Source organism: Planococcus salinus, assembly GCF_003719725.1.
Taxonomy (GTDB): Bacteria; Bacillota; Bacilli; order Bacillales_A; family Planococcaceae; genus Planococcus; species Planococcus salinus.
This window is the reverse complement of record NZ_RIAX01000001.1, coordinates 82,236-94,515: the sequence shown is the minus strand read 5'-3', so window position 1 is coordinate 94,515 and position 12,280 is coordinate 82,236. Positions and strand designations below refer to the sequence as shown.

General features: G+C 46.8%; 12 protein-coding genes. All 12 read right to left on the bottom strand.

What is annotated here, in order from left to right; all coding sequences use genetic code 11:
- Positions 1-13: 13 nt before the first annotated feature.
- A complete protein-coding gene (gene pnpS / locus EEX84_RS00440) occupies positions 14-1,411 on the bottom strand; it encodes a two-component system histidine kinase PnpS (RefSeq protein WP_123163608.1) in 1,398 nt (465 codons plus the stop codon).
- Complete coding sequence (locus EEX84_RS00435; RefSeq protein WP_123163607.1) at positions 1,408-2,115, bottom strand: response regulator transcription factor; 708 nt, start codon at positions 2,113-2,115, stop codon at positions 1,408-1,410. Before EEX84_RS00435 ends, pnpS begins: the two co-directional genes overlap by 4 nt.
- 45 nt (positions 2,116-2,160) lie before the next feature.
- The gene (locus tag EEX84_RS00430) at positions 2,161-2,637 is read right to left on the bottom strand and encodes a MaoC/PaaZ C-terminal domain-containing protein (RefSeq protein ID WP_123163606.1); all 477 of its coding nucleotides are present in this window, start codon (positions 2,635-2,637) and stop codon (positions 2,161-2,163) included.
- Between the two features lie 92 nt (positions 2,638-2,729).
- The gene (mdh, locus tag EEX84_RS00425) at positions 2,730-3,668 is read right to left on the bottom strand and encodes a malate dehydrogenase (RefSeq protein WP_123163605.1); all 939 of its coding nucleotides are present in this window, start codon (positions 3,666-3,668) and stop codon (positions 2,730-2,732) included.
- Positions 3,669-3,727: 59 nt separating this feature from the next.
- Positions 3,728-4,996 (bottom strand): NADP-dependent isocitrate dehydrogenase, encoded by a 1,269-nt coding sequence (icd, locus tag EEX84_RS00420; protein ID WP_123163604.1) that lies wholly within the window; start codon positions 4,994-4,996, stop codon positions 3,728-3,730.
- Between the two features lie 131 nt (positions 4,997-5,127).
- A complete protein-coding gene (gene citZ, locus EEX84_RS00415; protein ID WP_123164019.1) occupies positions 5,128-6,243 on the bottom strand; it encodes a citrate synthase in 1,116 nt (371 codons plus the stop codon).
- A 183-nt stretch (positions 6,244-6,426) separates the two neighbouring features.
- Positions 6,427-6,810, bottom strand: coding sequence for an FxsA family protein (locus tag EEX84_RS00410; RefSeq protein WP_123163603.1), 384 nt, complete (start codon positions 6,808-6,810; stop codon positions 6,427-6,429).
- Positions 6,811-6,834: 24 nt separating this feature from the next.
- Positions 6,835-8,595, bottom strand: a complete 1,761-nt coding sequence (gene pyk / locus EEX84_RS00405; protein ID WP_123163602.1) for a pyruvate kinase — start codon at positions 8,593-8,595, stop codon at positions 6,835-6,837.
- Positions 8,596-8,617: 22 nt separating this feature from the next.
- On the bottom strand, positions 8,618-9,577 hold the full coding sequence (gene pfkA, locus EEX84_RS00400) for a 6-phosphofructokinase (protein WP_123163601.1): 960 nt from the start codon (positions 9,575-9,577) through the stop codon (positions 8,618-8,620).
- Positions 9,578-9,712: 135 nt separating this feature from the next.
- Positions 9,713-10,678, bottom strand: coding sequence for an acetyl-CoA carboxylase carboxyl transferase subunit alpha (gene accA / locus EEX84_RS00395; protein WP_123163600.1), 966 nt, complete (start codon positions 10,676-10,678; stop codon positions 9,713-9,715).
- Positions 10,671-11,543 carry an acetyl-CoA carboxylase, carboxyltransferase subunit beta gene (accD, locus tag EEX84_RS00390; RefSeq protein WP_123163599.1) on the bottom strand — a complete coding sequence of 291 codons (873 nt, stop codon included), beginning with the start codon at positions 11,541-11,543 and terminating at the stop codon, positions 10,671-10,673. Before accD ends, accA begins: the two co-directional genes overlap by 8 nt.
- A complete protein-coding gene (locus tag EEX84_RS00385) occupies positions 11,527-12,180 on the bottom strand; it encodes a FadR/GntR family transcriptional regulator (RefSeq protein WP_123163598.1) in 654 nt (217 codons plus the stop codon). Before EEX84_RS00385 ends, accD begins: the two co-directional genes overlap by 17 nt.
- Positions 12,181-12,280 lie beyond the last annotated feature (100 nt).

Below are 12,280 nucleotides of genomic sequence, written 5' to 3'. Positions count from 1 at the left end.
CTTTCCTCCTAAATTACTTCGCCAAAGGCAGATAAATAGTGAATGTGGTCCCGACGCCAACTGCGCTTTCCACTTCCACACGGCCTTGGTGCGCCTCCAATAAATGCTTCACAATCGACAGCCCAAGGCCTGTCCCCCCGGAATTCCGGCTGCGTGCCCGATCAACCCGATAAAACCGTTCAAACAATCGGTCGATTTCCGAAGCTTCTATCCCGATTCCCTGGTCTTTCACATGTACAACTGCTTCGCTCTGCTGCTGAGACAGATCGACCCGAATTGTCGTCTCAGATGCAGAATATGTAATGGCATTAACCAGCAAATTGGTCATCACTTGAATCAATCGGTTGGCGTCGCCCTGAACAATGACAGATGCAAGTTCAGTTTCCAGCCGAATCGATTTTTCTTCCAACCGCGGACGAACCAATTCTTCCGCCCGTTCAATTACTTTTTTCATATCAGTCGGCTTTGCCTCCACTTGAAAATCCGCTTTTTCCACACGGGAAAGATCGAGCAAATCCTTGATGAGCATTTCCAGGCGATTGCTTTCTTTCTGAATGATTTCCAGAAACGCCAGCAAAGACGGTGTGTCTTTATAAGCTCCGTCCAACAAAGTTTCCGTGAACCCTTTGATCGAAGTGACCGGTGTCTTTAATTCGTGTGAAACGTTCGCCACAAAATCTTTTCTTACTTGTTCCAGCCTCTTTAATGCCGAGATATCATGGGCTACGATGACAATCCCCAGCCACCGTTCATGTTTGCCGATGACGGGTGCTCCGTAAAGGTCCAAATGCTTGGTGCTCAAACGTTCATCAAATGATACTTGATCCCGTGCCGATGTCTCCGTCATGAAAACATGGTCGATAAACTTCTCCACTACTGGCGGAATGTCAATTTCTTTGTAGAACTTGTTTTCTGTTACCTGGTCCGACAAGGAGAATTCATCCAGAAATGTTTTATTGACCAAAGAAACGGTACCTTGCCGATCAATCATGATAAGCGCGCTGCCCATGTTTTCGATGAGTGTCTTCAGACGTTCCTGCTCGGTTTCACGGGTTGCTGTAATTTCCTGTAAGTTCCGTGCCAGCACATTGATGGTCGAACTGAGCTGTACAGTACCACCCGTGCTGTACTCATATGCTCTGGCACGGTAATTTCCTTTCACCAGTTCCAAAGCGGTCTCTGTGACATTTTCAATGGGCAACGAATGGATTTTGATGATTCGATGGCCAATAATAGCGGAAAATAACATGGCTGCTGCAAAAAGCAAACCCAGTATCAGCCAGACTCTTGTTTGACCGCCTGATTCCGCGTACATGGGAAAAAGCTGGCCAATCACTGTAAAAAGTCCAGCCAACAGCATTCCCAACCAGCCGAGAATGGTCACAAGCAGCCGGTTTCGAAATGATTTCATCCGGCTTTTGGCTCCTCGAATTTATAGCCAAGACCCCGGATTGTCTTAATATACATCGGTTTCCGGCTGTTTTCTTCGATTTTTTCCCTTAGATGGCTGATGTGGACATCCACAATTCGTGTATCTCCAGCAAAATCGTACTTCCACACGGCCCGCAACAGCTGATCGCGGGTCAAAACCCGGTTTTTATTTTCCATCAAATAAACGAGAAGTTCAAATTCTTTTGGAGTAAATTCAATCGCTTCGCCGTTGAGGAACGCTTCAAAACGGTCAGGATATACATTCAAATTTCCGAATACGATCGGAGCCGATGGGTCGTCCTTGAGAGCCACCGCATTATCCGCTCTTCTGAGAACGGCTTTGATGCGTGCCACCACTTCCCGTGGACTGAATGGTTTTGTCATATAATCATCCGCACCAAGTTCCAATCCCAGCACTTTGTCGAATTCTTCATCTTTCGCTGTCAGCATGATGATCGGTATAAAACACTTTTGCTGGCGCAAGGATTTACAGACTTCCACTCCGTCCATTCCAGGAAGCATCAAATCCAGCACAATCAGTGACGGATTCTCGGACAAAGCCAGGTCATGCCCTTGTTTGCCATCGTTTGCAACCATCGTTTCATAACCTGCCTGCTCCAAATTGTAGGACAACAGCGTGGCAATCGAATGTTCATCTTCAATAATCAATATCTTCCTGCTCATTTAACAGCCTCCACATTCAGTTTGAAACCCCCATTCCAAACTGCCTCAGAAATTATCCATTGCCTGTGTCGTCAGCTGGTCCATCAGTTGAGGTGGATTGGCGACAACCACTCCTTCGATAACCAGTTCTTCCTCTTCATCCCTTGCTTCGACACGGACTGTCACTTCGTTGTTTTTTGCATCCACTTCAACGACTTCCAGCAAAAAATCAATGGTTGCGTAGTGAAAAACTGGTTTGATGAACTTTAATCGTTGCTCGTTCACATAAGATCCGGGACCTGGTAAATATTTGGAAACAGCCGATGTAATAATACCAGTCAGCATAATATTCGGCACCACGGGCTTTTCAAAAGCCGTTTGAGATGCAAAATCATGCTGAATATAGAGCGGATTGCCATCATTCGTCAAACCGAGATAAAGCAAAAGGTCTTTGTCTTCAATTTTTTCCGTCAGCTGCAATTTTTCGCCAATATTGATATTTTCGACTTTCCGGCCTAGTTTACGTTTTTTCCCCAGCAACAAAGAATTCCCTCCCTAATTCTTAATACTTTAATAGTATCAATTAACACTAAAAAAATCGAGCAGGGATTTCTCCTTGCCCGATCTAGTGGAAGTTATGCCAACACTTTCATGACTGCTTTCACGGATTCAGCGGATTTGTTCAATTCTGCTTTTTCCTGTTCGTTCAAATCGATTTCGATCACTTTTTCAATGCCGCCTGCGCCCATGATGGTCGGCACACCGAGGTAAATGCCATCCATGCCGTATTCCCCTTCGAGAAAAGCGATGGCCGGCAATACACGGCGCTGGTCTTTGATGATTGCTTCAGCCATTTCCACGATGGAAGCAGCCGGTGCATAATAGGCAGAGCCGTTGCCGAGCAAGTTGACAATTTCAGCCCCGCCTTTCCGTGTGCGGTCGACGATTTCATCCAGACGCTCTTTGGAGATCAGCGTTTCCAATGGAATGCCGCCTGCGTATGAGTAACGGACAAGAGGCACCATGTCATCACCATGCCCTCCCAGCACGAAGCCGGTAATGTCTTTTACAGACAGGTTTAATTCTTGCGCCACGAATGTGCGGAAACGGGCAGAATCCAGAACACCTGACTGTCCGATGACGCGTTCTTTTGGAAGACCTGATTCTTTGAACACGGTGTAGGTCATGGCGTCCACCGGATTTGTCAATACAATGATTGTGGTGTCGGGTGAGTATTTCACGATTTCAGAAGTGACGGATTTCATGACTTTTTGATTGGTCTGCACCAGGTCATCACGGCTCATTCCAGGTTTGCGCGCGATTCCGGCAGTAATGATGACCAAATCCGATTCTTTGGTGTCTTCGTAATTTGCGGTACCGGTCACACGGGCGTCAAACCCTTGGACAGGCCCCGCTTCTGCCATATCAAGAGCTTTTCCTTTTGCCGGATTTTCCATTTGAGGAATGTCGACCAGGATGACGTCGCCCAATTCTTTTTGTGCCAAAAGAAATGCAGTAGTTGAACCGGTGAAACCTGAACCAATGACAGAAATCTTTTTCCTTTTGAATGTCATAAAAAACTCTCCTTTTTAATGGATTGAAAAAAAGAGAGGGAAATCCCTCTCTTTTAATCTTACATATTTTTAATCAATTCGTCAGCAAACTCGGAAGTTTTCACTTCTGATGCACCATCCATCAGACGGGCAAAGTCGTATGTTACAACTTTAGAAGCGATTGTTTTCTCCATTGATTTTGAGATCAATTGAGCCGCTTCGCTCCATCCAAGGTGCTCAAGCATAAGAACGCCTGAAAGGATGACAGAAGAAGGGTTCACTTTATCAAGTCCTGCATATTTTGGAGCTGTACCGTGAGTCGCTTCAAAAATCGCATGGCCAGTATCGTAGTTGATGTTTGCACCAGGTGCAATACCGATTCCTCCGACTTGTGCAGCCAAAGCATCCGAAATGTAGTCACCGTTCAAGTTCATAGTTGCAACCACATCGAATTCGCTAGGGCGTGTCAAAATCTGCTGAAGGAAGATATCAGCGATTGAATCTTTGATAAGGATTTTGCCTGATGCAAGAGCGTCTTCCTGAGCTTTGTTGGCTGCGTCTGTGCCTTGCTCATCTTTCACTTTGTCATACTCGTTCCATGTGAACACTTTATCGCCAAACTCTTGTTCAGCCACTTCGTAGCCCCAGTTTTTGAAAGCTCCTTCAGTGAACTTCATGATATTCCCTTTGTGGACAAGTGTTACGGATTCGCGGCCTTCAGTCAACGCATAGTTGATGGCAGCGCGCACAAGGCGTTTTGTTCCTTCTTCAGAGATAGGTTTGATACCGATACCTGACGATTCAGGGAAACGGATGTTTTGAACGCCCATTTCATCAGTAAGGAACGAGATCAATTTTTTCACTTCATCCGAACCGTTTGAATATTCAATACCTGCATAGATGTCTTCAGTGTTTTCACGGAAGATGACCATGTCTGTATCTTCAGGGCGTTTTACCGGTGAAGGTACGCCTTCGAAATAACGAACCGGGCGCAAGCAAGTGTAAAGGTCAAGCTCCTGGCGAAGTGCCACGTTCAATGAACGGATCCCTCCACCGATTGGCGTAGTAAGAGGTCCTTTGATAGCGATCAGGTATTCACGGATCACTTCAAGAGTTTCTGCCGGCAGCCATTCGCCTGTTTCGTCAAATGCTTTTTGGCCAGCAAGTACTTCTTTCCACACGATGGATTTTTCACCGTTGTAAGCTTTGTTTACTGCTTCTTCCAAAACGCGTGAAGCTGCATTCCAGATGTCAGGTCCTGTTCCGTCCCCGATAATATAAGGAATGATTGCGTTATTTGGCACGTTCAATACGCCGTTGTCAACTGAAATTTTTTCTCCGTTAGTCATGTATATTGCCTCCTGTGGTCAAAGTCATAGGGCTGCACAGAGTGCAAGCCCTATGGATAATGATTATTTAACTCGGTTGTTTCATCTTTTCATCAAGATAACCTGTGCAGCAGCTGTCCTGCATGTGCGATTCAGCGTTCGTCTACAGGTACGTAAGTCTGCATTCCCGGCCCGATGTACTCGGCACGCGGACGGATCAGGCGGTTATCTGCATATTGCTCAAGAATATGAGCCAACCAGCCGGATGCACGTGAAACTGCGAAAATCGGCGTGAACAAGTCATGCTCGATATTCAATGAGTGGTAAACAGAAGCAGAGTAGAAATCCACGTTTGGTGGAAGGTCTTTTTGGCCTGTTACCAATTCTTCCATGCGAACGGACATTTCATACCATTTTTCTTCACCGCGGATTTCTGTCAATTTCTTCGACATTTCACGCAGGTGTTTCGCACGTGGGTCGCCTTTGCGGTAAACGCGGTGGCCAAAGCCCATGATTTTTTCTTTGTTCGCCAATTTTTCTTTGACGGCAGCATCAACGTTTTCAACAGAACCGATCTCTGTCAATGTTTTCATAACCTGCTCATTTGCTCCACCGTGAAGTGGTCCCTTCAATGCGCCGATTGCTGCAGTGATACCTGAATATACATCAGATAATGTAGCTACTGCAACGCGTGCAGTGAAAGTGGATGCGTTCAATTCGTGGTCAGCGTGAAGTACAAGCGCTTTGTTAAACGCTTCCACTTCGATGTCAGCCGGTTCTTCGCCTGACAGCATGTAAAGGAAGTTCGCAGCATAGCTATAGTCCGTTCTTGGTGCCACTGGCTCTTGACCGTTGCGGATACGACCGAAAGCAGTAACGATAGTCGAAATTTTCGCCTGGATGCGAATCGCTTTGCGGTAGTTCGCTTCCGGGTTCATTTCTTCCGCTTCTTCGTCAAACAATCCAAGCATTGAAACAGCTGTACGAAGAGCTGCCATTGGATGAACGTTTTTAATCGGATATGTTTTGAAATGGTCAAGCACCTCTTGTGGTACTGCCATATTGTCGGCTAACTGCTGTTTCAGCTCAGCTAACTCATCCGCTTTTGGCAAACGCTGATGCCAAAGCAGGTAAATTACTTCTTCGAAACTGGCGTTGTCCGCCAAATCATCGATATTGTAGCCAACATATGTAAGAGTGTCATCAATAATGGAACTGATGGCGGATTGTGTAGCTACTACACCTTCTAAACCTTTTGACGATGTCATATAAATCGCTCCTTCTCCCATTTGTTTCATCATTCCACAAAAAAAGGCAGAATGATGTCTCTTCTGCTTTTATGAACCTATGCTAAGTTCCTTACTTAGCCATTATAATCAATATTGAAGGTTTTGTGAATTAAAACACGTATTTTTCTCAAATTTCTCTGAAAAACAAGTGAATGCCTCGGATTATCCTACGATAATCCGAGAGGTTTTCACTTTCTTCTGTATGAACTTATTGATCATAGGTTTATAAAACTTTTGAGTCGGCGTAAACAACAAGCTGAAACCGACCGCGTCCGAGATGAACCCCGGTGTCAACAATAACACTCCACCGACCAAAATCAAAGCGGCTTGAATCAACCGGTCTCCCGGCGGCTGAAAATCGGACATTGCCTGCTGGATATCGCGCACCGCTTTCAGTCCTTGTTTTTTAGCCAAATAAGCTCCCAACAAACCTGTGGCAATGATTAGCGCCAATGTAACAAAGAATCCCAATTCTCCACCGGCCCAGATCAGTAATGCCAGTTCCAGTGTCGGTACGATAATCAATGCCAGGAAAAGCCATTTCATGTTGGTGACCTCCTATAAATTCTATTACAAGACACTTGCGTGACCGTGATAGATGATTCCGGACTCGGCGTCAATCGTAATATCGTAGTCATTCGGAATCAGTGAAGTGGCATCTTTCACTCCAACAATCACCGGGATGCCAAGACTCAAACCGACCACTGCTGCATGACTGGTTAATCCGCCTTCTTCCGTAATGATGCCTGCGCATTTGTTGATGGCTGGCATCATTTCACGGTCCGTGCCAATAGTTACGATGATTTTTCCTTCCGTGTCAAAAGCCAGTGCTTCTTCTGCAGTGTTGACGACCAATGTTTTGCCGTATGCCACCGTCTTTCCGATTCCCTGTCCGCTTGCCAGGATGTCGCCGATCACATGGACTTTCATCAAATTGGTGGTGCCTGCCTGACCAACAGGAACGCCGGCAGTGATCACGACCAAATCGCCGTGCTTCACGTAATTGTGCTTCAAGCTTTCTTCCACCGCTTTTTCCAGTAATTCATCAGTGGATTCAACTTTTGATCCGACAATTGGCTGAACGCCCCAAACCAGCGTCAATTTCCGGGACGGAATTTCAGTTGACGTAACAGCAATAATTGGAGCTCCCGGACGGTATTTGGAAATCATTTTCGCGGTATGGCCGCTTTCCGTCGGTGCAATGATGGCTTTGACTCTCAAATTCAGCGCTGTATAGGCCACTGCCTGACCAATCGCTTCTGTCATATTGGATTCTTTCTCTTTGCGTCTTGCTGAAACTATTTGTTTGTAATTCAGCGCTTCTTCCGTCTTTATCGCGATACTGTACATCGTTTGCACAGACTCCAGAGGGTACAGACCGGCTGCCGTTTCTCCTGACAGCATGATGGCATCCGTGCCGTCAAATATCGCATTGGCTACGTCACTCGCTTCTGCGCGGGTCGGACGGGGGTTGCGCTGCATTGAATCCAGCATCTGTGTGGCAGTGATAACAGGTTTTCCTGCACTGTTGCAGTTTTCAATCAGTTTCTTTTGGACGAGCGGCACTTCTTCCGCCGGAATTTCCACACCCAGATCACCTCGCGCCACCATCAGCCCATCTGAAACCAACAGGATTTCATCAATGTTATCGACACCTTCCTGGTTTTCGATTTTCGGGATGATCTGAACATGTGATCCGCCGTTTTTCTCGAGCAATTCACGGATTTCCATGACATCAGACGCTCTCCGGATAAAGGAAGCAGCGACAAAATCCACGTTTTGTTCAATGCCGAACAGAATATCTTTCGCATCTTTTTCTGTAATGCCCGGCAACTGCACAGAAACTCCCGGTACATTGACGCCTTTCTTGCTTTTCAGGACGCCGGCATTCTCAACATTTGTGTGAATCAGGCTATTCGCCAAATCGATGCTGTCCACACGCAGTTCAATCAGTCCATCATCCAATAGAATAATTGAACCTTCCCGTACGTCTTCGATCAGGCGATCGTATGTTATGGAAAACATTTCCGGCGTGCCGAGTACTTCCTTCATCGAAACAGCCACTTTCTGACCCGTCACAAGTTCGATCGCGTCGTTTTCCATTTTATGGGTACGGATTTCAGGACCTTTCGTATCAAGCATGATGCCGACGATTTTCCCTGTTTTTTTCGAAGCTTCCCGTATTCGCTGAATACGAAGTGCGTGTTCTTCATGGTCACCGTGCGAAAAATTCAGACGGGCAACGTTCATCCCGGCTTCGATTAAGGACTCCAACATTTCAGGTGTTTCACTTGCCGGTCCGATTGTGCAAACAATTTTCGTTTTCTTCAATAATCTCACTCCATTTGTCTAGTTATATTGACAACTCTTTCGATAAAGCATATAAACTCATATCCGCATCGTGCGCCTCAGTGAACGCCTCTGTCATATCATAGTCTACCACTTGATGATTTCTCATGCCAATTGCCCGTCCTCCGTGACCCGCCAAAAGGACTTCCACTGCGCGGGCGCCAAACAGGCTGCCAAGGACGCGATCTCTCGCAGTAGGCGAACCACCGCGCTGGATATGGCCAAGAACCGACACGCGTGTTTCAATTTCGGCTTTTTGTTCGATTAGCTCAGCCAGTTTATTGCCATTCATAACACCTTCCGCCACGATGATGATACTGTGTTTCTTACCGCGTTTTTTCCCTTTTTCAAGCCTTTCAACCAGATCATCCAGGTTATAATTTTCTTCAGGGATCAAAATGGATTCCGCTCCGCCAGCCAGACCGGCCCATAATGCCAAATCTCCGGAATCACGGCCCATCACTTCGATAATAAAAGTCCGTTCATGGCTCGTCGCAGTATCCCTGATTTTATCGATCGCTTCGATGACTGTGTTAAGGGCTGTATCGAACCCGATTGTATAATCCGTCCCCGGAATGTCATTGTCGATGGTGCCGGGTACTCCGACGCAGGGAAACCCTTTTTCCGTCAACGCCATCGCCCCTCTGTATGAACCGTCTCCACCGATGATGACCAGGCCTTCGAGTCCCTGCTTTTTCATCTGCTCGATCGCTTTGCGCTGACCATCCTCTGTTTTAAACTCCGGACATCGCGCAGAGTATAATTTAGTTCCACCCCGCTGAATGATGTCGCCTACATCACCTGCTTCCATTGTTTTGATCTTCCCTTCGATCAATCCCTGATACCCATGATAGATACCGGCAACTTCCACTTGATGATAAAGGCCCTTCCTGACTACTGCACGTACCGCAGCATTCATGCCCGGGGAATCTCCTCCGCTTGTCAATACGCCAATCCGCTTCATCATAACCGCCTCCCGTCAATCCTATTACTCTTTTCACCTTACCATGAGGATGGCTTACTGTCAGTTTTGAAAATGCTCTGTTATGTAAAGAATTTGTTGTTTTTTCAGATGAAAAAAACCGCCTAAGCGGTTGTTTCATTCTCCGAATATGCCGATTGCTTTGAACTTGTTGTAACGCTGATCAATCAGCTGCTGTGCTGAAAGGCCGTTCAACTCGTTAAAGGAATGTTTGATCGAAGCCGAGATGTACGCTGCCTGTTTCTTGTAATCATGATGAGCCCCTCCGCGGACTTCAGGAATAATATGTTCGATAATCCCCATCTCCAGCAAGTCGGGAGCTGTAATTTTCATCGCTTCTGCAGCAGTCTGTGCCAGCGCCGCATCTTTCCACAGAATGGAGGCCGCCCCTTCCGGCGAAATGACCGAAAACGTCGAGTTCTCAAGCATCAGGACATGGTTGCCCACACCAAGAGCCAAAGCGCCGCCGCTGCCTCCTTCTCCTATGACGATTGACAGCACCGGAATCTCCAGGCCGGCCATCTCCACCAGGTTGCGGGCGATGGCTTCGCTTTGCCCCCGCTCTTCTGCAGCTTTTCCCGGATAAGCGCCTTTCGTGTCAATCAGGCAGATAACCGGGCGGTTGAATTTTTCGGCCTGCTTCATCAGCCGCAAAGCTTTGCGGTAGCCTTCGGGGTGAGGCATGCCGAAATTGCGGCGGATATTCTCTTTTGTATCTTTTCCGCGCTGATGGCCAATCACCGTAACCGGCTGCCCCTGAAACGAAGCAATCCCGCCAACAATGGCTTCATCGTCTCCAAAAGAACGGTCTCCGTGCAATTCGATGAAGTCTTCGAACAGGAACGGAATATAATCCAATGTAGTCGGTCGTTCGGGATGGCGTGCCACCTGGACTCTGTCCCACGGCTTCATGTTTTCATACGTATCTTTTTCAAGCTTGGACAAGCGCTCTTCCAAACCTTTGATTTCTGCAGATAAATCCACTTCTGCAGTAGTGGTATATTCTTTTAACTCATTGATTTTCGTCTTCAGTTGCATCAACGGCTCTTCAAAAGAAAGCGTCTTGGGTGTGGATTTAGCCATTTGGCAATGCCTCCTTTGTATGCAGGCGTACAATTGTCGATAATGTCTCTCTCATGCTCGCCCGGTGGACAACAGCGTCCAGTTGACCATGCGCCAATAGGAATTCAGCCGTCTGAAAATCTTCCGGCAGTTTTTCCCTTACTGTCTGCTCGATTACACGGCGCCCGGCAAAACCGATGAGCGCTTTTGGTTCTGCGATATTGATGTCGCCGACAGACGCAAAGCTGGCAGATACACCGCCGGTCGTCGGATGAGTCAAAACCGACACAAACAATAAGCCTTCATTGCTGTGGCGTTTCAGTGCCACGCTGGTCTTAGCCATTTGCATCAGTGACAGCACGCCTTCCTGCATGCGGGCGCCTCCGCTGGCTGTGAAAATAATGAACGGGATTTTCCGTTCTGTAGCCGCTTCGATGGCACGGGTAATTTTTTCCCCTACCACCGAACCCATCGAACCCATACGAAAATGGGAATCCATGATCGCTACGGCAACTTCCTGGCCAACCAATGTTCCTGTCCCTGTCAATACGGCTTCGTTCAAGCCGGTTTTCTCACAATCCGACTGGACTTTTTCTGTGTATCCCGGGAAGCCCAGCGGATTTTCTGTTTTCAAGTGATTATCCATTGAAACAAACGACTCTGCATCCAATAAAAAATCGACCCGTTCATACGCCGTCAACTTGTAATGGTGATCACATTTAGGACACACCTTCAAGTTCTTGTTCAAATCTTTTGTTAAACTGATATGTTTACAGGAAGGGCATTTCGTCATCAAGCCTTCTGGTACTTCTTTGGCGGCTTTTGATGGCATCGTCGTTTCCTTTTTGTCTCTGTTCCGTCTGAAAATATCACGAATTATCGTCATTCTGCATTCTTCCCTTCTGTAACAAATCACACCATGCCATATATTCCTTGATGGCTGTATCCGTCTGCTGCTGCTCGATGGCAGTTAAAATCCGATTAATCATTTCCTTTTCATCTTCTGTCACAACACCGTCAAATGGTTTGCCGCTGTACTGCTGCAATAAAAACCAGATTTTCAAAGATAACCGGTTCCCTGACAAAACCATCATTTCCTTGACAAAATCTTCCCGATGAAAACTGCTTCCTTCTGCTAAGCGGCTGCGGAAACTGTCCCATACCAGCAGCCGGCTGCTTACATCATTCCGGCAAATGGCTTTGAGGGCAGCCAGTTCATGAATCAGTCTGGTTTCCCTGACATCGTTCTGTGATTGATTGTCCTGCAGTATAAAAGTGGACAATACTTCCACGAGCCGATGATTTCGATGGTCGGATAAAAAAGTCCCTTCTCCTCTTCGAGTCTCGATCAATCCCAGCAATTCCAGGCTTCTTAAAGCTTCCCGGACTGTAGAACGCCCGACCTCCAATCGTTCGGCCAATTCCCTTTCTGAAGGAATGCGGTCGCCTGGACGAAGGTTTTCCTGCTGAATCATTTTACGGATGTCCAGGACTATATCTAAGTAACGTTTCGGTTGGTTCATCATAGTCCTCTTTTTCCATTTTTTTGAATGTGGTCAGACCACTCATGCCTTTAGAATACAAAACTTTTTTCCTGCCGTAAAGAAAAAACTGCTTTTCTTT